This window comes from Sulfitobacter alexandrii (assembly GCF_001886735.1).
Classification (GTDB): domain Bacteria; phylum Pseudomonadota; class Alphaproteobacteria; order Rhodobacterales; family Rhodobacteraceae; genus Sulfitobacter; species Sulfitobacter alexandrii.
In genome coordinates this window covers 38,028-61,963 of the sequence record NZ_CP018080.1, presented here as the reverse complement: position 1 = coordinate 61,963, position 23,936 = coordinate 38,028, and the positions used below count along the sequence as shown (strand labels likewise).

18 protein-coding genes, 2 tRNA genes, 3 rRNA genes and 1 pseudogene are annotated in these 23,936 nt (G+C 59.6%); 18 read left to right on the top strand and 6 right to left on the bottom strand.

The features are described from left to right. The first annotated feature begins 2 nt into the window (after positions 1–2). The gene (locus BOO69_RS20460; RefSeq protein WP_071974218.1) at positions 3–1,676 is read left to right on the top strand and encodes a flavin monoamine oxidase family protein; all 1,674 of its coding nucleotides are present in this window, start codon (positions 3–5) and stop codon (positions 1,674–1,676) included. A gap of 26 nt (positions 1,677–1,702) precedes the next feature. Here BOO69_RS20460 and BOO69_RS20455 read toward each other — a convergent pair whose 3' ends face one another. Continuing rightward, positions 1,703–2,182, bottom strand: coding sequence for a DUF3237 domain-containing protein (locus BOO69_RS20455; RefSeq protein WP_172839581.1), 480 nt, complete (start codon positions 2,180–2,182; stop codon positions 1,703–1,705). 328 nt (positions 2,183–2,510) lie between these two features. On the opposite strand from BOO69_RS20455, the gene BOO69_RS20450 reads away from it, so the two are divergent. The 8 genes from BOO69_RS20450 to rrf all read left to right on the top strand — a co-directional run bounded on the left by BOO69_RS20450 (position 2,511) and on the right by rrf (position 11,535). Further along, positions 2,511–2,978 carry a putative pterin-binding protein gene (locus BOO69_RS20450; RefSeq protein WP_071974216.1) on the top strand — a complete coding sequence of 156 codons (468 nt, stop codon included), beginning with the start codon at positions 2,511–2,513 and terminating at the stop codon, positions 2,976–2,978. After that, positions 2,975–4,357, top strand: a complete 1,383-nt coding sequence (locus BOO69_RS20445; RefSeq protein WP_071974215.1) for a sensor histidine kinase — start codon at positions 2,975–2,977, stop codon at positions 4,355–4,357. Before BOO69_RS20450 ends, BOO69_RS20445 begins: the two co-directional genes overlap by 4 nt. Before the next feature lie 874 nt (positions 4,358–5,231). After that, a 16S ribosomal RNA gene (locus BOO69_RS20440) occupies positions 5,232–6,691 on the top strand. Between the two features lie 159 nt (positions 6,692–6,850). Next, positions 6,851–6,927: transfer RNA gene (locus tag BOO69_RS20435), tRNA-Ile, on the top strand. Positions 6,928–7,098: 171 nt separating this feature from the next. Continuing rightward, a tRNA-Ala gene (locus tag BOO69_RS20430) sits at positions 7,099–7,174 on the top strand. A 42-nt stretch (positions 7,175–7,216) separates the two neighbouring features. Then, a complete protein-coding gene (locus tag BOO69_RS20425) occupies positions 7,217–8,074 on the top strand; it encodes a glycosyltransferase family 2 protein (protein WP_071974214.1) in 858 nt (285 codons plus the stop codon). A gap of 422 nt (positions 8,075–8,496) precedes the next feature. After that, positions 8,497–11,330, top strand: a 23S ribosomal RNA gene (locus BOO69_RS20420). Positions 11,331–11,420: 90 nt separating this feature from the next. Continuing rightward, positions 11,421–11,535 (top strand): 5S ribosomal RNA (gene rrf / locus BOO69_RS20415). Together the 16S, 23S and 5S rRNA genes with 2 tRNA genes alongside form the textbook arrangement of a ribosomal RNA operon. Positions 11,536–11,860: 325 nt before the next feature. Here rrf and BOO69_RS20410 read toward each other — a convergent pair. The 5 genes from BOO69_RS20410 to BOO69_RS20395 form a co-directional block, all read right to left on the bottom strand. After that, the gene (locus tag BOO69_RS20410; protein WP_071974213.1) at positions 11,861–13,075 is read right to left on the bottom strand and encodes an acyl-CoA dehydrogenase family protein; all 1,215 of its coding nucleotides are present in this window, start codon (positions 13,073–13,075) and stop codon (positions 11,861–11,863) included. 170 nt (positions 13,076–13,245) lie between these two features. Then, on the bottom strand, positions 13,246–14,235 hold the full coding sequence (locus BOO69_RS20405) for a TniQ family protein (RefSeq protein ID WP_083545780.1): 990 nt from the start codon (positions 14,233–14,235) through the stop codon (positions 13,246–13,248). Next, positions 14,181–14,318 carry a hypothetical protein gene (locus BOO69_RS23480; RefSeq protein WP_237267643.1) on the bottom strand — a complete coding sequence of 46 codons (138 nt, stop codon included), beginning with the start codon at positions 14,316–14,318 and terminating at the stop codon, positions 14,181–14,183. Before BOO69_RS23480 ends, BOO69_RS20405 begins: the two co-directional genes overlap by 55 nt. After that, complete coding sequence (locus BOO69_RS20400; RefSeq protein ID WP_237267642.1) at positions 14,315–15,040, bottom strand: TniB family NTP-binding protein; 726 nt, start codon at positions 15,038–15,040, stop codon at positions 14,315–14,317. Before BOO69_RS20400 ends, BOO69_RS23480 begins: the two co-directional genes overlap by 4 nt. Continuing rightward, positions 15,018–16,646: a Mu transposase C-terminal domain-containing protein gene (locus tag BOO69_RS20395; protein ID WP_093455154.1), complete on the bottom strand. Its 1,629-nt coding sequence runs from the start codon at positions 16,644–16,646 to the stop codon at positions 15,018–15,020. Before BOO69_RS20395 ends, BOO69_RS20400 begins: the two co-directional genes overlap by 23 nt. A 170-nt stretch (positions 16,647–16,816) precedes the next feature. On the opposite strand from BOO69_RS20395, the pseudogene BOO69_RS20390 reads away from it, so the two are divergent. The 9 genes and pseudogenes from BOO69_RS20390 to BOO69_RS20350 all read left to right on the top strand — a co-directional run. Then, positions 16,817–17,344, top strand: a pseudogene (locus BOO69_RS20390) (lytic transglycosylase domain-containing protein); the annotation flags it as partial. Next, entirely contained in the window at positions 17,344–18,171 is an 828-nt protein-coding gene (locus tag BOO69_RS20385; protein ID WP_071974212.1) for a type IV secretion system protein, read from the top strand. The pseudogene BOO69_RS20390 and the gene BOO69_RS20385, both read left to right, overlap by 1 nt. Before the next feature lie 17 nt (positions 18,172–18,188). Next, positions 18,189–18,851, top strand: coding sequence for a VirB8 family type IV secretion system protein (locus BOO69_RS20380; protein WP_071974211.1), 663 nt, complete (start codon positions 18,189–18,191; stop codon positions 18,849–18,851). Beyond that, on the top strand, positions 18,848–19,549 hold the full coding sequence (locus tag BOO69_RS20375; RefSeq protein WP_071974210.1) for a TrbG/VirB9 family P-type conjugative transfer protein: 702 nt from the start codon (positions 18,848–18,850) through the stop codon (positions 19,547–19,549). Before BOO69_RS20380 ends, BOO69_RS20375 begins: the two co-directional genes overlap by 4 nt. Beyond that, positions 19,546–20,937: a TraB/TrbI/VirB10 family type IV secretion system protein gene (locus BOO69_RS20370; protein ID WP_071974209.1), complete on the top strand. Its 1,392-nt coding sequence runs from the start codon at positions 19,546–19,548 to the stop codon at positions 20,935–20,937. The genes BOO69_RS20375 and BOO69_RS20370 overlap by 4 nt, the downstream gene beginning before the upstream one ends. Before the next feature lie 3 nt (positions 20,938–20,940). Then, on the top strand, positions 20,941–21,939 hold the full coding sequence (locus BOO69_RS20365) for an ATPase, T2SS/T4P/T4SS family (protein WP_071974208.1): 999 nt from the start codon (positions 20,941–20,943) through the stop codon (positions 21,937–21,939). Further along, the gene (locus BOO69_RS20360) at positions 21,926–22,105 is read left to right on the top strand and encodes a hypothetical protein (RefSeq protein ID WP_071974207.1); all 180 of its coding nucleotides are present in this window, start codon (positions 21,926–21,928) and stop codon (positions 22,103–22,105) included. Before BOO69_RS20365 ends, BOO69_RS20360 begins: the two co-directional genes overlap by 14 nt. Then, the gene (locus BOO69_RS20355) at positions 22,102–22,506 is read left to right on the top strand and encodes a hypothetical protein (protein ID WP_071974206.1); all 405 of its coding nucleotides are present in this window, start codon (positions 22,102–22,104) and stop codon (positions 22,504–22,506) included. Before BOO69_RS20360 ends, BOO69_RS20355 begins: the two co-directional genes overlap by 4 nt. A 6-nt stretch (positions 22,507–22,512) precedes the next feature. Further along, the gene (locus BOO69_RS20350; protein ID WP_071974205.1) at positions 22,513–23,592 is read left to right on the top strand and encodes a TrbL/VirB6 family protein; all 1,080 of its coding nucleotides are present in this window, start codon (positions 22,513–22,515) and stop codon (positions 23,590–23,592) included. Positions 23,593–23,936 lie beyond the last annotated feature (344 nt).

The following is a 23,936-nucleotide window of genomic DNA, read 5'->3' as shown; positions in this document are numbered from 1 at the left end:
CCATGCAACACCCCGACAGACCCGCACCCGAAGTCACCGCCTTCGGTCCCGATTTCACCTTTGCCTACGAACAGTGGATCACCCACCCCGACGGTATCGGATCGATCCCCGCGGAAAGCCACGGCAGAAAGGTCGCGATCATCGGCGCCGGGATCGCCGGCATGGTCTGCGCCTACGAGTTGATGAAGCTCGGCCTGCATCCGGTCGTCTACGAGGCGGGGCAGCTTGGCGGACGCCTCCGCAGCCAGGCCTTCGACGGTGCCGACGGCGCCATCGCGGAACTGGGCGGCATGCGCTTCCCGATCTCCTCCACCGCCTTCTATCACTACGTCGATACGCTGGGCATCGACTCGCGCCCCTTTCCGAACCCGCTGACCGCCGCCGCGGGTTCCACCGTAATCGACCTTGCGGGTGAAACGCTCTACGCCGAAACTCTCGATGACCTGCCCCCGCTCTACCGCGAGGTGAGCGACGCCTACGACCGGGCGCTCGAGGACCACGTGCAGTTTTCTGCCCTGCGTGCCGCGGTGCGTGACCGTGACGCCGCCCGCGTCAAGGAATTGTGGAACCCCATCGTGCGCGACTGGGACGACCGCAGCTTCTACGACTTCATCGCGTCCTCCGACGCCTTCCGCCGCCTGACCTTCCGCCACCGCGAGGTGTTCGGCCAGGTCGGTTTCGGCACCGGCGGCTGGGACAGCGACTTTGCCAACACCATGCTTGAAATCCTGCGGGTCAACCTTCTGGGCTTCGACGACGACCAGCGGTACATGGTGGGGGGCGTGCAGCAGGTGCCAAGGGGCCTGTGGACCCGCCAGCCCGACCGCATGGTCCATTGGCCCGAGGGCACATCCCTGCAGAAACTGCACGGCGGATCCACCCTGCCCGGCGTCGTCGCCGTGCACCGCGAAGGCGATGAAGGCCCCTTTGTCCTGCGCGACCGGTGGGGCCGCACCGAACGCTATGACGCGGTCATCAGCACCTGCCAAAGCTGGGTTCTCAGCACCGCCATGGACTTCGACGAACGTCTGCTCAGCCAGAACATGTGGATGGCGCTCGACCGCACCCGCTACATGCAGTCGTCCAAGACCTTCGTGATGGTCGACCGGCCCTTCTGGCGCGACCGCGACCCGGCCACCGGGCAGGAGCGGATGAGCGTGACCCTGACGGACCGCATGACCCGCGGGACCTACTTCTTCGAAAACGGTCCGGACGAGCCCGCCGTCATCTGCCTGACCTATTCGTGGATGTCGGACGCGCTCAAGATGGAGCCGCTGTCGGTGAACCGCCGGGTGGAACTGGCGCTCGACGTGCTGCGCAAGATCTACCCGCACGTGGACATCGCCAGCCATATCGTCGGCGACCCGATCACCGTGAGCTGGGAAAGCGACGAGAATTTCCTCGGCGCCTTCAAGGGCGCGCTGCCCGGCCACTATCGTTACAACTACCGGATGTTCGGACACTTCATGCAGGCGGACCTGCCACCGCAGGAACGGGGCGTCTTCCTCGCCGGCGATGGCGTCAGCTGGACCCCCGCATGGGTCGAGGGTGCCGTGCAGACCGCGCTCAACGCGGTCTGGGGCGTGATGACCCACATGGGCGGCAAGACCCACGCCGGAAACCCCGGTCCGGGCGATCTGTACCCGGAACACGGGCCGGTCGACCTCGGCGACTGATCCGCAGGGCGCCGCCGAAAAAGCCGTCAGACTTCGGCGTGCCAAAGTTCGATATAGACGCGTTCCTCGTCGTCGGAAGGCGCGTAGGCGGTGCCGAACAGGACCATGTCGCCAAGGTGCGCCATCGCGCCCTCGGGCACTTCCAGTTCGGCACGCGTGCGCCCGTGAAAGCTGCCGTCTTTCTGCGGCACCATGCGCCCGGCGTTCTGCACCATGACAAGGGTTCCGTCATCGAGCCTCATGAAATAGCGGGCCTCGATTTCGTAGGTGCCGTCGGCCAGACGGCGTGCAAAGTCGGCACCACCGGGCAGGATGGTGGCCTGCCACCCTGCCCCCACGGCGGCGCCCCCCGTGATCGGAAAGATCGCCCGCCCCGTCCCCCTGCTGGTGTCGAATTCCATCGCCGGACCGATTTCGGCGCGGATCGAACAGACCCGTGTCAGCCGGGGCATGCCGGGCGACAGCGGCGCACCCAGCGTTGTCATGTCGGGGCACTCAACGCTCATGGAGGTTCCTTTCATCGAACAGGGTCAGGCCTTGCGTCCCGCCGCGACGGTGAGCGGCGGTTCGTCTTGATGCACGCCCTGCCGTCCTCGGTCAAGGCTCGGGCGAATTGCCAAAAGGCACCGGATTTCGCCGACCGATTTGGCATGTCCAGATGCAACGCGGCCACGCCTGTCCGGCTTCGGGAAATCCCGATTGACGTTGCGTTCCGATCCGGGCGAATAACAGATTGTGTATCTGGTAATCAGTTAAGTCGTTTCACCGAAAACAGCAGAATTCGTCGATATCGCATCTATCGGTGAACGAACTTGATGAGGATCCAACACGGGAATGCACGGTTTTTTCCAAGCGGCGCTTGTTTCCGCGCTTTCAATACTGCCCGCATTCGGTTTTGCGCAGACGGTCCTGTCGGTCACGAATTCGGACGTCACCACCACCTACACGCTCGAGGAATTGCTCGAGATGCCGCAGACGACGGTCGTGACACGCAACGATTACGTTGACGGGCCCACGACGTTCCGGGGGCCGAGCCTGCGTTCGATCCTCACGGAAACCGAGATCCCCCGCGATGCCACCCTGCACATGGTGGCGCTCAACGATTTCATGGCTGAATTGCCCGCCGAAGACGCCTTCGCCTACGATGTCATTCTGGCGGTGCTCCGCGATGGCGAGAAAATGTCGGTCCGGGACAAGGGGCCGATCTGGGTCATCTATCCGATGGACGATGATCCGGAACTGACGGACGATTTGTACAACGGGCGGCTGATCTGGCAGCTCAAGAGCATTTCGGCCAAGTGAGCCGGCGCATCGGATATGTACGTTTCCTGTTTCTGGCCGTTTTCGTAGGAACCGTCCTTTTCAGTATCGGCGTGATCTACAAGCTCGACGGTCGCGTCAGAAGCATCCAGACAGCCGAGCAAAGCGATCCGCTCTGGATCGGATCGCACCTGCAATTCGAACTGCTGCGGCTGGAGAACGCCCTTGGCCAGGTCGCGCTTGGCCAAACCCCCGCGACGGATGCGGTGCTGCGCCTCGACATCGCCTGGAGCCGGATATTCGTCCTGCAGGAAGGCAAACTCGGCCGCCTGCTGGCGGATTTCCGGCTGGACCAGAGCGTCCTGACCGACCTGGAAGAGACGTTCATCGACATCGAGCCGCAGATCAAGGCGCTTGGCGCCCCCGGCCTGACCGATGACGCGCGACGCGAGAACGCCGCGGCCATCCTCGGCAGGCTGGATGGTTTCGACCTCGCGGTGCGGCAGTTTCTGCTGCACCTTGCCGAGGCAAAGAGCGAGACCATGGCGGAATTCAGGTCGGGTTTGCTGTCCCTGTCCCGCGGCGTCGGCTATCTGGGCATCGCCATCATCACCCTTGTCGGCTTCTTCATGCTGCTTCTGCTGATCGAGCTCAGGCTCGCCAGAAACAACGAAGATGACATGCGCATGCTCGCCAGGGAAGCGACCTCGGCCTCGCGGATGAAGATGAATTTCATGAGCGTGGTAAGTCACGAGCTTCGCACCCCGCTGACGTCGATCCTCGGCGGGCTTTCCCTGCTCAAGGCGCGGCTTGGCCAGACGGTCGACGATCCAGCCGTTTTCAAACTGCTCGACGTGGCCAGCCGCAATGGTGACCGGCTTCTTGCGCTGGTGAACGACATTCTGGATGCCCAGGCACTCGACGAGGGCAAAGTCTCGCTGGACCGCGGCACCGTGGATCTGAACGATCTCGTCATCACGGCAGTGGAAGGATGCCAGGATTACGCCGAGCGATTCGGGGTGACCTATGACACGGACCTGGCCGATGGCCGCCCGGTCGCCTTCACGGACAGTTCGCGGATGACGCAGGTGCTGGTCAATCTCTTGTCCAACGCGGCAAAATTCTCGAGGTCCGGAGATGTCGTCGAGGTCTCGGTCAGGCAGCACGATCACACCGCCCGCATAGAGGTCACGGACCACGGCATCGGCATTCCGGCCGACCGGATGGACGGGATCTTTTCGCCCTTCCACCAGGTCAATCCCGGCAGCTCTTCAGGCACCAAGAGCAGCGGCCTCGGTCTGAGCATCACCAAACAGCTGATCGAACTGCTCGGCGGCCGAATCGGCTTCGCCTCGGTCGAGGGGGAAGGATCGTCCTTCTGGATCGAGCTGGAGCTGGTGGCGGACCACGGCGGTCATTAGCGCGGCACTGCCGCGGCTTCGACGCCTTTGCGTGGAATCCGGTCTGCGGCGCGGAAACGATCGGAAAGCACCGTGGCGGCGACGTTGAACAACAGGAATATCGGCGAGGCGCACAAGGCCGCGCCGGAGGCCGAAGCGCGGGCGAGCGGCCTGTCGATCTCAGACCTGGTTTCGGGCTTCCGATAACTGGAGATCTCCCGGTGCGCCGGCACGCCAGCCGAATCTCCGCATGACCGCGGCCATGGCTGGCGCGCGCCCTGCCACGGGATTCGCCGGACAGGTCGCAGATCCCGCCTGACAGCCCCGTTGCGCCATATCGGAATGAGGTACGAGACGGCGTCGCGCAGTTTCCCCACTATGATCAGGCTGGCATCGGTCAGGCTATGGACCGAATTTTTCCGGGCCGCCCGCCCAAAAATGCATTTAATCGAAAAAGGGGGTTGCAGGTCCGGCGCGCTGTCTCTAAATGACGCCCTCACCGGCGGCGCTGAGATGCACCGACGGGGCGCCAGACGGGCCGGACGGAAGCGGAGACGCGGTCGGAGGGTAACGAGGCGGATAAGAAAATCAGAGGTAAGCGAGGCGGGGCGCGCCATGAAGTTAGGGCGCATCTCATTTCGTTTTGTCTCTACGCTCTTTGAAATTGATAGTATCTGAAGAGATATGTGGGCGGTTTGGTTCATTCGATGGATCAACGTCTGTATATCGCGCTCTTAGGCTTCGGCCGATGATGGAGTGTCAGCTTCACTGTTTGTACGGCTTTCGCTACTTTGTAGCTGAAGCACGCAAACAGAGACTGTTCTGCATCTTTCAGTAATGGATGCAGGACGATGTGCAGAGGTTCGACGTCAAGGATATGCTGGTAACAGCATTTCAACTTGAGAGTTTGATCCTGGCTCAGAACGAACGCTGGCGGCAGGCCTAACACATGCAAGTCGAGCGCACCTTCGGGTGAGCGGCGGACGGGTTAGTAACGCGTGGGAACGTACCCTTCTCTACGGAATAGCCATTGGAAACGATGAGTAATACCGTATACGCCCTTCGGGGGAAAGATTTATCGGAGAAGGATCGGCCCGCGTTAGATTAGATAGTTGGTGGGGTAATGGCCTACCAAGTCTACGATCTATAGCTGGTTTTAGAGGATGATCAGCAACACTGGGACTGAGACACGGCCCAGACTCCTACGGGAGGCAGCAGTGGGGAATCTTAGACAATGGGCGAAAGCCTGATCTAGCCATGCCGCGTGTGTGATGAAGGCCCTAGGGTCGTAAAGCACTTTCGCCAGGGATGATAATGACAGTACCTGGTAAAGAAACCCCGGCTAACTCCGTGCCAGCAGCCGCGGTAATACGGAGGGGGTTAGCGTTGTTCGGAATTACTGGGCGTAAAGCGCACGTAGGCGGATCAGAAAGTTGGGGGTGAAATCCCAGGGCTCAACCCTGGAACTGCCTTCAAAACTCCTGGTCTAGAGTTCGAGAGAGGTGAGTGGAATTCCAAGTGTAGAGGTGAAATTCGTAGATATTTGGAGGAACACCAGTGGCGAAGGCGGCTCACTGGCTCGATACTGACGCTGAGGTGCGAAAGTGTGGGGAGCAAACAGGATTAGATACCCTGGTAGTCCACACCGTAAACGATGAATGCCAGTCGTCGGGCAGTATACTGTTCGGTGACACACCTAACGGATTAAGCATTCCGCCTGGGGAGTACGGTCGCAAGATTAAAACTCAAAGGAATTGACGGGGGCCCGCACAAGCGGTGGAGCATGTGGTTTAATTCGAAGCAACGCGCAGAACCTTACCAACCCTTGACATCCTGTGCCACTCCGAGAGATCGGACGTTCCCTTCGGGGACGCAGTGACAGGTGCTGCATGGCTGTCGTCAGCTCGTGTCGTGAGATGTTCGGTTAAGTCCGGCAACGAGCGCAACCCACATCTTTAGTTGCCAGCAGTTCGGCTGGGCACTCTAAAGAAACTGCCCGTGATAAGCGGGAGGAAGGTGTGGATGACGTCAAGTCCTCATGGCCCTTACGGGTTGGGCTACACACGTGCTACAATGGTAGTGACAATGGGTTAATCCCAAAAAGCTATCTCAGTTCGGATTGGGGTCTGCAACTCGACCCCATGAAGTCGGAATCGCTAGTAATCGCGTAACAGCATGACGCGGTGAATACGTTCCCGGGCCTTGTACACACCGCCCGTCACACCATGGGAGTTGGTTCTACCCGACGACGCTGCGCTAACCTTCGGGAGGCAGGCGGCCACGGTAGGATCAGCGACTGGGGTGAAGTCGTAACAAGGTAGCCGTAGGGGAACCTGCGGCTGGATCACCTCCTTTCTAAGGATTTTCCTGGCATCATCGAGCTCGCTCATGATCGTGGAAAACTTAGCAGGACAGTAATCAAAACTGTCCATATCAGGGCATCAACAGATGTCCCTCAGGACCGAGCCGTCCTCATATCTCTTCAGAATTTGAACACGGGGTTACCACCCGTTTGGGTCGGTAGCTCAGGTGGTTAGAGCGCACGCCTGATAAGCGTGAGGTCGGAGGTTCAAGTCCTCCTCGACCCACCAAGCGATTTTCGCCTGTGGCGAACACGCGTTGTCTTGGCAGTGCATTCGCATCGCGAATGTCACGAGAACGACGTCGTACCGCTGACACCCAGAATTGCAAATGGGTGCCGCTCCCGGGACTTTCCTATGGAAGCCCCTGCCGCGCACGCCCACAATTCTGGTCAGAATTGTGGGGCCTTAGCTCAGCTGGGAGAGCGCCTGATTTGCATTCAGGAGGTCAGGAGTTCGATCCTCCTAGGCTCCACCATTTCTTCTTGTTCCCCGATGGCCTCGACGGCTAGAAGGAGGCATGAAGATATGTGCGATCACAATGGTTTACCGAGATTACTGGGCGTTATCGCAATGGTACGCACATTATTCACGGCACCTTGGTTCGGAACACCTGTTCATTGTGGCACATGGATCCGACCCAAAGATCGCCGCGCTTTGCCCCCGGGCGAACGTGTTGGCGGTACCGAGATCGGATCTCGCCGGGTTCGACAGGATGCGGGGGCAGATGCTCAACAGCATCCAGGACGGATTGGGTGTCATCTATGATTGGGTGATCAGAACGGACGCCGATGAGCTGATCTGTCTTGATCCCGCGCATCATGCCTCGTTCGCAACCTTGTTCAGGTCGCATCGTCGATCCAACGCCCTGTTCGCCCTCGGGCTGAACATCGCCGAGGACATCGAGGATGGCACGATGAAGGCTACGGATGCCGCGCTGACCAAGCGCAGCAATGCGGTTTTCTCCGGCCATTACAGCAAGGCCTGGGCAGTTCGGCGTGGGACGCACCTGGTCCGCCATGGCATCAACCTCGCAAAAGATGCTGCAATGGTCATGCCCGAGGGGGTCTACCTGGCGCATCTGAAGTACGCCAGCATCGACGCCCTGACAGAGGCAAACCTGCATCGCTCTGAGATCGCCTCCGGCAAGGAGGATGGCCTGCCCGGCAAAGCCTGGCTGCACGCTGACAAGGATGCCCAGAAGTTCTTTGACACGTTTCATGCCGCACCAGTGGTGGATTGGAACGCTGCGAAAGCAGATGCATACGCGAAGATCGCGCATGATCCGGTCGCTGAAGCATCGCAAAAGGTGCTCAGGGCGCGGTCGGTGACTTTCGACAGCCGAACGGTTCTGCCTGACTGGTTCAAATACTGCTGATTAGATCAGCAAGCGCGCCACGGCGTGTTTGCTCGTCCAATCGGACGTGCTGACAATTCCGGAAGGGATTGCAGCGAATTGACATCGTAAAGAGAGATACAATAACAACACTGTTTGGTTGTCCCGAGTATGGGAATGACCTCGGTTTGGTGCTGCGGGCTTCGGTCCGGAGCGAGCGTTTGCAAGGCTGTTTCCTCGGCCGACCAGACGTATGCCTTCCGAAACGAACGTGTTGTCCAAGTCAAGTACACTAACCAGAGGCATGACGCTGCACCCTGCACGGGCTGCGGCTATCAGCGTGTCTCATTGTCCGGGCGCACGCCCGGGCGGGAAAGTATGCTTTTGAACCAGAATAAGGAGGGTCAGTTTCTTACCAGCTTCTGACCGTCGCGCAGGACGCAAGTCTTGCTTTTTCTGGATCAAATCAAGCGCGAAAAGGGCGTTTGGTGAATGCCTTGGCAGTAAGAGGCGATGAAAGACGTGATACTCTGCGATAAGCCATGGGGAGCCGAGAATAGGCCTTGATCCATGGATCTCTGAATGGGGCAACCCACCTGATACTGTGTTATTGTCACCCGCTTCGGCGGCGATCAATAATGCGGTGAAACAGGTATTTCTAGACTGAATACATAGGTTTAGAAAAGCAAACCCGGGGAACTGAAACATCTAAGTACCCGGAGGAAAGGAAATCAATTGATACTCCCCTAGTAGCGGCGAGCGAACGGGGACCAGCCGAGCCATGAGTGTGGTTAGAATGCGTTGGAATGCGCAACCAGAGTGGGTGATAGTCCCGTATAAGAAGCATGATTGGACGTATTAAGTAGGGCGGGACACGTGAAATCCTGTCTGAAGATCGGAGGACCACCTTCGAAGGCTAAGTACTCCTTACTGACCGATAGCGAACCAGTACCGTGAGGGAAAGGTGAAAAGCACCCCGACGAGGGGAGTGAAACAGTACCTGAAACCGAACGCCTACAATCAGTTGGAGGGGCTTTACGCCCTGACAGCGTACCTTTTGTATAATGGGTCATCGACTTGGTCTCACGAGCAAGCTTAAGCCGTTAGGTGTAGGCGCAGCGAAAGCGAGTCTTAATAGGGCGTCGAGTTCGTGGGATCAGACCCGAAACCGAGTGATCTAGGCATGGCCAGGTTGAAGATGAGGTAACACTTATTGGAGGACCGAACCCACATCCGTTGAAAAGGATCGGGATGAGCTGTGCCTAGGGGTGAAAGGCCAATCAAACTCGGAGATAGCTGGTTCTCTGCGAAATCTATTTAGGTAGAGCGTCATCCGAATACCCTCGGGGGTAGAGCACTGGATGGGTAATGGGGCCCCACAGGCTTACTGATCCTAACCAAACTCCGAATACCGAGGAGTACTAGATGGCAGACACACGGCGAATGCTAACGTCCGTCGTGAAGAGGGAAACAACCCTGACCTCCAGCTAAGGCCCCTAATTCATGGCTAAGTGGGAAAGCAGGTGAGACGGCCAAAACAACCAGGAGGTTGGCTTAGAAGCAGCCATCCTTTAAAGATAGCGTAACAGCTCACTGGTCTAATCAAGCTGTCTTGCGGCGAAGATGTAACGGGGCTCAAGCCATGAGCCGAAGCTGAGGATGCACTAGTTGCATGGTAGCAGAGCGTAGTGTGACATAATTCCATGTCTCCTTACTCCCCTCGGGGATATTGGAGACGCGGAGTTTTCTGTGAAGCCGGCGCGTGAGCGATCCGGTGGAGAGATCACTAGTGAGAATGATGACATGAGTAGCGACAAAGAGTGTGAGAGACACTCTCGCCGAAAGTCCAAGGGTTCCTGCTTAAAGCTAATCTGAGCAGGGTAAGCCGACCCCTAAGGCGAGGCCGAAAGGCGTAGTCGATGGGAACCAGGTTAATATTCCTGGGCCAGATGGAAGTGACGGATCTCGAGGGTAGTTCATCCTTACTGGATTGAATGGGCTGCTTAGAGGTCCCTGGAAATAGCTCCATCGCTAGATCGTACCCTAAACCGACACAGGTGGACTGGTAGAGAATACCAAGGCGCTTGAGAGAACTATGTTGAAGGAACTCGGCAAAATACCTCCGTAAGTTCGCGAGAAGGAGGCCCGGTTCCTAGGCAACTAGGGGCTGGGGGCACAAACCAGGGGGTGGCGACTGTTTATTAAAAACACAGGGCTCTGCGAAGTCGCAAGACGACGTATAGGGTCTGACGCCTGCCCGGTGCCTGAAGGTTAAAAGGAGGGGTGAGAGCTCTGAATTGAAGCCCAGGTAAACGGCGGCCGTAACTATAACGGTCCTAAGGTAGCGAAATTCCTTGTCGGGTAAGTTCCGACCTGCACGAATGGCGTAACGACTTCCCCGCTGTCTCCAACATAGACTCAGCGAAATTGAATTACCTGTCAAGATGCAGGTTTCCCGCGGTTAGACGGAAAGACCCCGTGCACCTTTACTACAGCTTCACACTGGCATTAGGCCGAACATGTGCAGGATAGGTGGTGGGCTTTGAAACCGGGACGCCAGTCTCGGTGGAGCCTCCCTTGAGATACCACCCTTGTTCTGCTTGATGTCTAACCGCGGTCCGTTATCCGGATCCGGGACCCTGTGTGGCGGGTAGTTTGACTGGGGCGGTCGCCTCCTAAATCGTAACGGAGGCGCGCGAAGGTTGGCTCAGAGCGGTCGGAAATCGCTCGTTGAGTGCAATGGCAGAAGCCAGCCTGACTGCGAGACTGACAAGTCGAGCAGAGTCGAAAGACGGCCATAGTGATCCGGTGGTCCCAAGTGGGAGGGCCATCGCTCAACGGATAAAAGGTACGCCGGGGATAACAGGCTGATACTGCCCAAGAGTCCATATCGACGGCAGTGTTTGGCACCTCGATGTCGGCTCATCTCATCCTGGGGCTGGAGCAGGTCCCAAGGGTACGGCTGTTCGCCGTTTAAAGAGGTACGTGAGCTGGGTTTAGAACGTCGTGAGACAGTTCGGTCCCTATCTTCCGTGGGTGTAGGATACTTGAGAGGAGTTGCCCCTAGTACGAGAGGACCGGGGTGAACGATCCACTGGTGGACCTGTTGTTGCGCCAGCAGCAGTGCAGGGTAGCTATGATCGGACAGGATAACCGCTGAAGGCATCTAAGCGGGAAGCCCCCCTCAAAACAAGGTATCCCTGAGAGCCGAGGTAGACCACCTCGTCGATAGGCCAGAGATGTAAGCGTGGTAACACGTTCAGTTGACTGGTACTAATTGCTCGATAGGCTTGATTTGATCCAGTAGAAGCGAGACTTCTGCTTATCAATCAAAAGCATACACATCATGTTACTGTGCATGACTTGGACACTCAGAGGATTTGTTTGGTTTGGTGATCATAGCGCGAGCAAAACACCTGGTCCCATCCCGAACCCAGCCGTTAAGTGCCGTAGCGCCGATGGTACTGCGTCTCAAGACGTGGGAGAGTAGGTCATCGCCAAACCTAACAAGTCCTCTGATCCGTATCTCTCTTCGATGACACCCCATACCTCCTCACAACACCGCACCCCAAGTACAGACCCGTCGGCGCAGCTGCTCGCCAAGCGTATCCGCTGACCCGGTTCTGCGATCAGGCAGATGCCGCGTGGGGCAGAATATAAGGGATGCCCTCGACCGGCGGGCTTGAGACCCGCAGGGCGCAGCCATAGGCGCGTGAAAGGACATCACCGGTCAGCACTTCATGCAGAAGACCCCCTCATGTCGAAGAGTGATCCGCCAGATCAACGACCGCTTTGATCCGGATCTCTTCAGCATCCGGCAGTCTGCCATCACGCGCCGTCCGGCAGGATGCCCTTTGCGATCGTGTTGCGCTGGATTTCACTGGTGCCGGTGACGATGCGGAACATGCGCAGCTTCCGGAAGATTGCCTCGACCGGGCTGCCCTTCAGTGTGCCGACGCCACCGTGCACCTGCATCGCGGTATCCGCCACCCGAAAGCCTGCCTCGCCCGCGTAGAGCTTGCAGATGGAAGCCTGCGTGCGGATGTCCTGCCCCGCCTCGAGCCGGCGGGCGGCGTCGTACATCATCGACCGCCCCGCGTAGGTTTCCGTCGCCATGTCGGCCAGCATGTGCCGGATCGCCTGAAAGGCCGCGATGGGCTTGCCGAACTGCCTGCGCCCGCTCGCCCGCTCGATGGAAAGCGCCAGCGCCAGCCGCGCCGATCCCCAGATGGTCGAACAATGGATCAGCCGGTTCACGTTGATCCGCGCCATGCCCAGCCCGAACCCGCGGCCTTCCTCGCCGATCAGGTTCTCTGGCGGCACATGTACGTCCTCGAAGGTCAGGTCGGCGTGATCGCCCCGGCCGGTCAGCACCTCGTAGTCGCTGTCGCGCGAGGCGCCGGGCGCGCGCAGGTCGACGAAGAAAGCGGAGATGCCGCGCGGACCGGCCTCGGGGTCCGTCACAGCGAGCACGATCGCGAGATCGGCATAGGCGCCGCCCGAGATGAAGCGCTTCGTGCCATTGAGCTTCCATCCGTTGCCGGATCTCTTGGCCGTCGTGCGGATGGCGCCCGCGTCCGACCCCGCGTCGGCCTCTGTAAGGGCAAAGCAGATCGCCTTGTCGGCGGCGCAGACGGGATCGAGGAAATGCGCGACCTGATGCGGCGAGGCCACCTTGAACATGTGGCCGATGCGGGGCGGGCCGGACAGGTCGCCCATGACGTGCTGCGCTAGCGAGACACCCGAGAGGATCGCCGCCTCGCGTACCGCCAGCATGTCGGCCAGCGACAGACCCTGCCCGCCCAGCTCCTCGGGCAGCAGGTAGCTGTAGAAGCCGCGCTCGGCCGAAAGCTTCCAGACCTGACGCAGTTGCGCTTCGCTGGCGTGATCGCCCCAGCGTATCCCCTCGCGGGCCTCGAAATCCGCGATGTCGTCCAGCAGGAAATCCACCAGCGCGGCGGCGGCGGCGCGCGCCTTGTCCGACCCCTGGAAATCGGCGAGGGCCCGGTCCCTGCCCTGCCCGGTTGTGTCCGTATCCGTCATGCTCACACCAGCCTTTCCGCGTCTTTCCAGTAGCCGTCACGCACCTGCCGCCTGACAATCTTGCCGTTGGGATTGCTGTCACTGTACCCTAATTAATCAGATTCTGCGGATTGGAAGCGTTTTCGGCAGATTCTGTACCCTTAATTGCAATATATCCACAGGGCGCTGCGTCAGTGGCTGACACAGCTTTGGCGCTTCCAGATTGCATCGGCTCGTGCCAGAAGCGCTTGACGATCTGCATCGGCACCGAGCTCGGAGATGGCCTGACGGGCAGCGTCTAGGGCCTGCGCAGACGTCTTTTTGGGCGACGTCGCCCTGGCAGATCGGTCAACGGGACTGCTTTCCTGCCGACGTCTTCGCGGAAGTCGCATATCGAGGTTCATCGACAGCTTGCGCACCTTCTCAATCAAACGTCTGCGCTGAGGAAAGGCGCGTCGGAGATCCCAGAATGCTTGTTCATTTCCGCGCAGCAAGATGGCCACTCCCAATAATGGACGGGCTGAGCAGACATCGACAGCTGCGAGTGCTATTGACCGCTCCAGTTGACACCGCGACGTGAGTGGCACGCTGTATACCAACTCAAGTACTTGTAAGAGGCACAGCGTATGGCTGATCCGCTGCATGTGCCTCAGATCGGCGGCGGCAACCGCCGTCTTCAGCAATGCCGCGCCCCGAGCGGCGCGGACACGTAGCCTGTTTGATAGACCATCGGCCGGATGCCTCGCCACAAGAGGTCGACCACAGTTTTCGCAAGTCAGCGACCAGGCGAAGCGCCAGTGGCGCAGGACCAGTCCCGAGGTTTGTTTCGAGCAGTTTGCGCAACTTTGGAAGTCATCGCTAGATACGCATTGAGCGGGATGATGCGTCGTGTCCGGGAGGGTCATGGCCGCGATCTCATCCCGGGTCTGCTGAACCGCCGGACATAGCCGAGCCCAGTTCACATGCCCAAGGTCACCCGCATGCTCCGGCACCCTGCCCTGCCCCAAACCGAGATAGCCGCAAAGCTCTTCGACGGAACAATGATTGGCCCGGGCCAACCGCCCGATCCAGCTCGAGAGAAGCTCGTCGGATACCGGTGGCGGTCGACGCGGCAATGGGTTCACGGTCACCCGAACTCCGCGATGGGTTGGCGCGGAATGCTCCAAGCATGCTTCGCCCATACCGGCTGCCAGGCCTGAACGGCCTCATCGGTGATCCGCTCCTCACCCGTCTCGATCGCATCGATGGCCAAGGACTTGATCATGATGAACACACGCGCGAGGTCACACCGCCCGTCACTTTCAGGATTGTCCGAAGCGACGCAACCGTGAGGCCCGACCGCTGCTCAAGTGCCATCGCGGCAATCAGCGTTTGGATGAGCCGAGAGAACTCCACGTCGTCCTCCCAGAGCGGCAGGTAGTGTTCGTCCAGGCGACGGGCCAGTTGGTCGTCACCGCGGACGGCCTCGAGCGCTTCGTTGACACCGAAAACGACAAGCGAGGCACAGAGATCGTTGGCCAAGAACCGCAGCATGTTCAGGAACCGGCGTTGCTCCCGGTAACTACCGGCAAGCAGATTGTGCACCTCGTCGATCATCAGCATCTTCAGGTCCATATCCCGAAGATGACTGAGCGCGCGGACCTCAAGTTCGGACACGGTATGCCGCCCCCACATCGGCGCCCCGATCGTCGAAAGGATGTGCTGGTAGAAGCGTCGCTCGTCCGGCGCTGGCGGCGCCTGAACCAGCAGGATGGGGGTCTTCGTGATGCCCAGTTCTGCGTTGTACTGCGTCGGATACTTGCTGGCCATGCGCTTGGCGATCATCGTCTTGCCAATACCGGAACTGCCATAGACCATCAGGCCAGGCATCCGGCTCTGCTGCGGCATTTCCATCAGGGACGTCAATCGGTTGAGAACAATCGTGGCACGGTCGAATGCGATCCAATGATCGCTGCGGATGCGGTCAATTCTTTCTTCTGGGGTCATCAAACTCTTCAATCGGATAAGTGGGGAGGTCTGGGTTACCAGTGTCGATGGCGAACATTTCTCGGGACGGATCGCGGCGCGGCTGGTGCTTGGGAAGCCGCGTCTCGCGTTCGCTCTCCAGACGGGCGGTCCTTGTCTTCTGACGCGCCGCCTCGGCCAGTCGTCTCTGCGCGTCGATCACCTGGAACAAGGCCTTCTCGTTGATCCGACCGCCATGCCTGTCTTGCCATTCCTTCCGCGCCCGACGACTTTCCCAAAGCGATATCCGAGGGTGGCTCAGATCCCGATACCGAGCCGGGATCATGCGGCCATCATTGACGAGAACCCAGACCTGCGACAGGTCCCGCGGGTCGTACTTCACCTGCACCTTGCCGCTGCCCCGTCCGACCAACGACGCGAAGGCATCACTCCAGTAGTGCACCCCAAAGAGAGTGATCCCAGTGCGCCCGAGCTGGCGCAACTCAAAAGGCAGGAAGCTTGTCCGGAAGGCTTCGACATCGACAACCTGCCGCCCCGCAGTGTCTCCGCCCAAGTCAGCCCAAGCGGCCAGCGGCGTTCGCCCGAGGGCTTCGTGGCGGGTATTGTGGTAGCGGCAAATCTCCAGATGAAGCCAGTCCTCGAACTCGGCCAGGGTCAGAGCCGCATGTTTCTCGCTGTCATAATCGCCCTTCTCGGCAGCGGAGGATTGCGTGGTCCCGGGCAAAACATGAACAGCCCCCATGGCCGTTCCGATCAAACGTTCGATATGACCTCCGAAGTGCGTTGCACCAGGCGGGCGGTACTCGACGGCAATGCCCCAATCTTCGCAGGCCGATGAGAAGGCGTCGCTGTGGAACTCCTGCGCGTTATCGACATGGATCGCCTTCGGGATGCCGGATGTCGGCCAGACCAATTCTTCCAGCTTCCCTGGGACGTGGATCGATTTCCGACGCACACAATGATCGAGGCAGAGCGCGATCGAAAGAACTGATGGTGCATCAAAGCTGACGAAGACCCCGAGAACGATCCGGGTTGCAACATCGATGGCTACCGTCAAATATGGGCGCGCAAGCGGTCGCCGATCCACGTGATCGACCAAAATGATGTCGGCCAAGGTGTGATCGATCTGAACAATTTCCAGTGGCGTTCCAACCGCAAGCCGGCCCGGACGTGCCGCAAAAGTCTTGTTCGCCTCCTTGGCACCACGGCGCTTTCTAACAATCTCTTTCTCGTCCATTGCATCGAGCCGAGCTTTCAGCGTTTTTCGTGCCGGTGGCTGGAAGCCCTTTGCCTCGCATTCCGAACGGATCTCACGCCAAATTCGCAGAAAGCTGGAGCGTTCGCGGACCAGATAATAGCGCCGTAGGCGTTCATCGATGAGGTCTTCGACTTCTCGCGCGATCCGTTTCGACCCCGGTTTCGGCCCCCGGCGACTGAGTTCCAGTGCTGCGGCCCGCCCATCGTTCTCGCGCAAACGGCGGTAAAGCGACCAGGTGTGGCTCTTCGCCAAACCTAGTTCCCAAGCAGCATCTCCGATTGCCGCACTGATCGGCTCACCCTTCTTCTCAAGTTCCAGGATCGGACGGAGGACTGCTGCTCGATGTTTTGCAAGACGCTCGCTGACCACGCCAATCCCTGCCCTATTCCTGTCAGCACTTATCCACAGAACTGACCGTATGCTAATAAAGGGTACAGTATGGCAATTAACGGTACAATATGAAAATTAAGGGTACATCGTGCCGCTGAAAACAAACGATAATTTTAAAGGCAATTCTGATTAATGAGGGTACAGTGACAGGAGCGCGCTATCTCGCGGCACAGCTCAACACCTTTGATGGCAACATCATCAACGCGCTTGCGGCCTATAACGCCGGCCCGGGTCGCGTGATCGAATACGGTGGTGTGCCGCCCTTCAAGGAAACCCGGCACTACGTCACGGTCATCCCGGAGCGCTACAACCTCTACCTGGCGCGGATCGGCGGGATCGAAGCGCTTGGTACGATCGACCCTGCCCTCCTGGCCAATGCCAATCTCTCGCTCACCGGCCATGGCGCCGCCTTCTATGGCAACAACGCGCCCGCCGCGATCCAGCAAGCCGCGCTGCGCATCCAGGACATCGTCACCCGCGTCGGCAGCACGTCGGATGTTCAGGAGAGCATGGCGCTCAACACCTATGCCCGCTCAGAGCTGGTCCGTCTGATAGCTGCGCGCATTCGACTGAAGGCAGCGCGCACACAGCCCCTCACCGCGGCCCAGCTCGCCCAAGCCGCCGCCCACATGGCCGAGGGCAATTACATGGAATTCACATTGGAGGATTTGGATTGATGTTTTGGTCACGTCGTTTCCCGCAGTTTCTGCGCAGTGCGTCACTTGTCAGCACCATCGCGATTGGCAGCTGTTTCTTCACCAGCACTCCGGGCCAGGCCCAGGGTGTGCCGGTCGTCGACACCCAGAACATCACCCAGAATATCCAGCAGCTTCGGCAGATGATCGAAGATGAAATCCTGCAGAACGAGCAGCTCACGCAACTTCGCGAACAGCTGGCCACACTCAGGGATCAACTCGCGGAGCTGCAACGCACCTATGAGGCGCTGACACGCCTCGCCGAGCTACCCGAGATTATCCGAACTCAGATGGAAGAGGAGCTGAACGGTCTCCTTGATCGGGAGTTCGGGGACATCATCGCAACCATCGAAGCAATCAAGACCGGCGACTTCTCCAGGCTCACAGGCTCCGGGGCCAGCAAGATCGAAACCCAGATGGACCGGGTGCTGGCCGATCTCGGCTTCGATGATGATACGCTCCGCGAGATGGCCACCAGCGGCAATGCAAGCGCCAACCGTATCGCGACGCAGGCGACCACCGGCGCCCTGGTCTCGGCCGCGGCCCAGAACAGCTACGACGATGCCGGGCAATCACTCGAGCGCGTTGATCGGCTCGTGGGCCTCATCGACGACATGGATGAGCTCAAGGAAAGCGTCGATCTCAACACCCGCGTCACGGCAGAGCTGGCCATCGCGCTTGTGGCCATGTGGCAGCTTGAAGCGGTGCAGACGGTGGGCGATGGCACCGGCGGTGTGATCGACGCCGCCACCATCGCCGAGGAGCAGCGCTTCATGGAGTTCACCCTCCCCACCCTACGTGCGGACTAATTCGAAACGTCAAAAGGATGACGAGTTTGGACGAAGAAACGGCCATCATCGAAGAAGAACTGGTCTACGGCGCCCTGCGCCGGGAACGGCTCTGGCAACGCCTCGGACTCCTGGGGCTGATCTTCGGCATCCTTGGCTGCCTCGGTGCTGCCGCGGTTGCGATCCTCGATGTGGATCCGCCACCCGTCGTCGTGCCCTACGATCCCAACACCGGCTTTGCTCTGCCCGAGGCCTCAGTTGGCGCCACCACCGTCACGGAAAACCAGGCCATCATCGAGGCGGAGGTCTTCCGCTATGTGACCGATCGTGAGGTCTATAACCAGCTCGACAATGATGTGCGCATCAGAAGCGTGCTGCGACGCTCGGACGGAGCCGCGCAGGCCTCTTTGCGCCAAATCTGGAACTCGGCGAACGCGCAATACCCGCCGACCGTCTATGGACCGAACGCAAGGCTTGAGGTCGAGATCCTCAGCATCAATCGGATCGGCAACAACCGGGCGAGCGTTCGGTTGCGCAAACGCCTGACCTCCATCAATGGCGTTCAGGCTGGGCTGTTCACGGCGACGATGCTCTTCGAGTTCCGCCCCGAGACCCGCCGCACCATCGATGAGGTCTGGACCAACCCCTTTGGATTTACCGTCATCGAGTATTCGATCCGCTCGGACAGATTGGAGAACTGAATTTGCGCCCCTTGAGTTTCATTCTAGTACTGGCGGTTCTTGTCCCCACTCTTGCCTTAGCCGAAGCTATTCCGCGCGGCGGCCCAAAGGACCGGCGCGTGCGGATCGCAACCTACCAGGAGGGACAGGTCTACCGGCTCAGCGTTTCGTTGACCCATGTCACCACCATCGAGTTTGGCGAGGGTGAAAGCATCCGGTCGATCATCGCTGGCGATACGGAAGGCTTCGAGATCGACGGCGTGCCGGGCGGGCGGGCCTTCGCCATCAAGCCGCTGGCCCGCGGTGTGCACACCAACGTCACGGTCTACACCAATCGCCGCAGCTACTATTTCAACGTGAATGAGGCCTCGAGCCCGACCTTCTACGTGGTCCAGTTCCGCTACCCTCAGGACAACCGCCGGGCGGCGGGTGCGATCGCACGTGCGGCGCCGAACTACAATTACGGCGCCAGTGCGCGTTCCGAGTTCACCCCGACGCGGATCTGGGATGACGGGACCTTCACCTATTTTGCCTTCCCGCGAAACGCACCGGTGCCCGGCATCTTCCGCTATGCGAACGGCCGTGAGCGCACGGTGAACACCGCCGTCGTGGAAGATGGCGCCATCCGAGTCTCCGGCGTGAGCCGCCAATGGGTGCTGCGGCTCGGCGAGGAAGTGGTTTGCATCGAAGCGACGACACCCTCGGGAGCGGGCTCATGAGCGACAATAACGCCGATCTTGAACAGCGCCTCGCCGCCTTGGAACAGGGCAACCCACGTCATGGGCCCGTTCAGAGGCGTCGATCGCCACTGCTCGCACTCCTCATTGTTGGATTGATCCTCGCCGGTGGTGCGCTGCTCTACCTCGTGTCAACGCCCGAGGAAGAGATCGCCCTGCCAACGGCGACGCCAGACGAGTTCCAATCCGAAGGGGATGGCTTTGGCGAGATCGAACCCTTTGTCCCACCCCCTGCCCCCGAACCGGAAATTGTCGTGGTTACGCCCGACCCGGTCGAACCCAATGCCGAGCTGCTTGCCCAGATCAAAGCCCTCCAGACCCAGATCGAGGAACTGAAGACCGCGCCGGAACCCGTGGTCGAGGAAGACACGGCTGCCGCAGATGCCATCGATGCGCTGACCGCGCAGATCGCGGCCTTGCAGGCGGCGTCAGAGGGAGCACAGGAACAATTCCGAGAGGAGCTTGCCGCCCGCGACCGGGCGATGCAGCAGTTGCGTACGGACCTGGAACTGGCTCGACTCGAGGCCAGCAAACCAACCCCTGCCCCGCTGGGCCCCTCTGAGGATGAGCTTCGTGCCCGGGAGGCGGAGCGTTTAGCCCGCGAAGAAGAAGCTCGGCGCATGGCGGAACTGCAGCGCCGCGCGGATGAGGAACGTGCCTTCCAGGAACGTCGGATTGCTTCGCCGGTTATTGCATTTGGAGGAACTGGCGGTGCCAATACCGGCGAGACGGCACTTTCCGAGCGCAGCTTTGGCGAAGTGACGGATTTCGTGCAGAATGGTGCACTGCCCAGCACCGTGACCCAGGCCGAGGTGATCGCCAACCCCTCGAACACCGTCATCCAGGGCACGATGATCCAGGCCGTGATGGAAACCGCCCTCGACAGCTCCCTGCCCGGCCAAACCCGTGCCATCATCTCCGAAGATGTCTTCAGCTTTGATGGCACGCGGCTGCTGATCCCGCGCGGCTCGCGTCTCATCGGCCGTTACCGGTCCGGCATCGAGATATCGCAGCGCCGCGTCACCATCGCCTGGGACCGAATTATCCTGCCTGACAATCAATCCATCCAGATCAGTGCTTTCGGGGGCGATGAATTGGGCCGGTCCGGCGTGACCGGATTTGTCGACACACGCTTTGCCCAACGCTTCGGCTCGGCCGCGCTCATCTCGATCATCTCCGCAGCCCCAAGCGCTGCCGCAGCCCAGGTCGAAAATGAAACCACAGCCGAAGTGCTCGAGGACGTTGGCGATGATCTGGCTGATGCCACCGATTCCGTGATCGGCGAATACCTCTCCATCGGCCCGGTCATCCATATCGATCAGGGTGCGCGCGTCACCGTCATGGTAGATCGTGATCTGGAGATCTTCTGACCCATGACGCTCTCCTATCTCCAGGCCTCGCTCGACAAGCTGCGGGATGCCGCCCGCGATGATGTGATCGAGATTTGCATCAATCCCGACGGCACCTGCTGGGGAGAATTCCAAGGCGACCATTTCATGCGAGTGTTGGACCAACGCCTTTCCGCCACAGAAGTCAAAGACCTCGGCAACCAGATCGCGTCCTCTGCCAGCACGACCATGAGCAAGGACAAACCCATCGTCTCGGTCTCGATCACCTATCGCGACCGGCCCATCCGCGCCCAGGTGGTGACGCCACCCGCCGTGCTTTCGGGCATGTCAATCTCGCTGCGCTTCTTCTCGAGCCTGCCGCTGGATCGGATTGAACTGAAGTTCCTCTACGGCGAGGAGCGCAAGCTCGAAGAGTTGCGACAGGAGAAGAACCGCGCTCTACGGGAAGTGGTGACCGCGGAAGACATCAACGATGCGCTGAAATTCTGCGTCGACAACAAGCTCAACATGATCGTCTCCGGTGGCACCTCAACCGGCAAGACCGTCGCCGCGCGCAAGATCCTGTCCCATGTTGGCGACGAGGAGCGGATCGTTACCATCGAGGAGGCCGCCGAACTTCTGCCCTCCCAACCAAATGCGGTCACCCTGATCGCCAATCGCGATGCGGAGTTCCAGACCGCCGATGTGCTTCTGACGGCAACCCTTCGCATGCGGCCCGACCGGATCATCCTCGGCGAGGTGCGCGGCAAGGAGGCCATGACCTTCCTCGAGGCCATCAACACCGGTCACGGCGGCTCGATGACCACGCTTCATGCCGAGACGCCGCAACTCGCCGTGCAGCGCCTGGCCATTGCCGCGCTCAAGACCGAGATCCCAATGACCTACCAGGACATGGTCCAATACATCGAAAGCTCGATCGACGTGATCATTCAGGCTGGTCGCGAAGATGGCGCACGCGGCATCACCGAATTCTATCTCCCCGGGACCAACACAAGCGGAGGCACCATCAATGAAGCAGTTTGAATACGACATCCTGTTCTTCGAAGTGAGGAAACAGAAGGACTTTGGCGAGATGCGCCGCATCCTGAACGAACGAGGTGCGGAAGGCTGGGAGGTCATCACGGCTGAGGCGGGTGACTACGGCTACACGACCTTCGTGAAACGCGAGATCACCGAGACGTCGAAATGAGGAAGGTCATCACCGTTGCATGTTTGCTGGGGCTTTGTTACGCGACACCCGGAACGGCCGAGCGCAACCTGATCCCTACGCTCGACAACCAACCCGATGTTTGCTCGGAACAGCCCCTCGAGCCGGAGTGGATGCAAAACATCGAAATGCGGGAGTCCTACAAGCGTCTCCTGGTTCAGCAAATCTACCGGGCAGAAAGCATGCAACGCATTGTTGATGCGCAGAGCTGCGAATGCGCCACACGCTATCCGCCCTGGGAGGCGGTCGAAGGCGTCTTCTTCGAGCGCTACGCGGCTTCAGAGTATTGGGATGTCGTCGAGGCAACATCGGAATACCGCAAGCGGGCAAACGAACTTCGGCGTGAGGCAATGCCGATTTGTGAAGCCGAAGGCAACTGGTAACCGTTCATGAGCGTCGTCACCTACTTCGTAGAAACAGCTGAAGGCTATCTTGACACGGCCGCAGAGACACAATTCGGCGCAGTGGCCGCGACAGTTGGCACATTGCTGGTTGTCGGAACGACGCTTGTGGTCATCCTGGTCTGCATCAATATGATCTATCAGTACCGCGCCATGGATGGGCGCACTGCCTTCTGGTTGGCCGTGAAACTCGCCTTGATAGGTGTGTTTGCTACGAATTGGGTTCAGTTCAATGGGCTCGCTTCAGCCATTCTGAGCGGTATCGACAGTATCGCGGGATCGCTGGTCGCCTCCGTCGGTGGCGGCGCTCCGGGGCCTTCAGGAACCTTCGCCGAAGAATTCGATGACCTCATCGCGGCACTTGGCGACTATCTCAATGCCGCAGGGTCCGAACTGAATTGGATGGCGGGAGCACTCTTGGACACGCTCGGGGTCCTGCTACTTTCAATCCTCGGCGGCTTGGCTGCATTTATCGTCGTCGCGTCACGGTTGATGGTCGCGCTCCTGATTGGGATCGCGCCCGTCATGATCTTCCTTACCCTCTTCGAGGTGACCAAGGACTATTTCGCACGCTGGCTATCGGCACTCATCTCCTTCGCAATGTACCCGATCATCGTGGCGGGTGTCTTCGCAACGATCACCGGGGTTTCAAGGGCCCTACTCGCAGAACTCGGCGATCCCGAGGGCGCTTCAAACATAGGGGCGCTCATCCCGTTCTTCATGATGGTGCTCATGGCCAAAGGCTTCATCATCGCGACACCTTTTATCGTCCGATCCGTCTCCGGCAACATCATGATGCCGGCGCTTTCAGCCGGATTTGGCGGGAGCTACGCCTTCGCCCGTGGGCTTGCCGGGAGCCAGCAGGTCTACAACCGATATGCCATTGGCGGCGCGACGGGTGCAGAGTATGCGGCGCTAAGGGCAAGACAATTCTTGGGAGTTCAATCGCTGCCGGCGCGTCCGAACTCTGCTGGAGGTCCGACTCCACCCCCTTCCAACACCTCCTCCGACACTGGTACCCAGATGCTGGCGCAACTCGCAAGGCTCGGACGGCTGGGGCGTCGATAGTCAATGTCTGGGCTCAGTCGGCGCGCCGACATTCGCTGCTCCGCACGTGAATTTGCACGATGCGAACTTTACCGCCGTTGCCCATCCGGGAGTTCGCTGACGCAGCATTCCCTTGCAGGTGCGGCACATCCATCGCCGCGTTGTAGCCAATTTCGCCAAAGCGGTTACTACAAGCCAATCTACGGTGCGAATTTCAAACCGCCCTTTCGCCATAACCGGGACCGATCATCGTAAAGTGGGACGGAGCCGCCATTTGTCTATAGGTTTGTGCCTGCGCAAAAACAGACCTCCCGCAACAAGCACTTTACGGCGGCACAGTGTGTTTGCCCGAAACGGACGCCAAA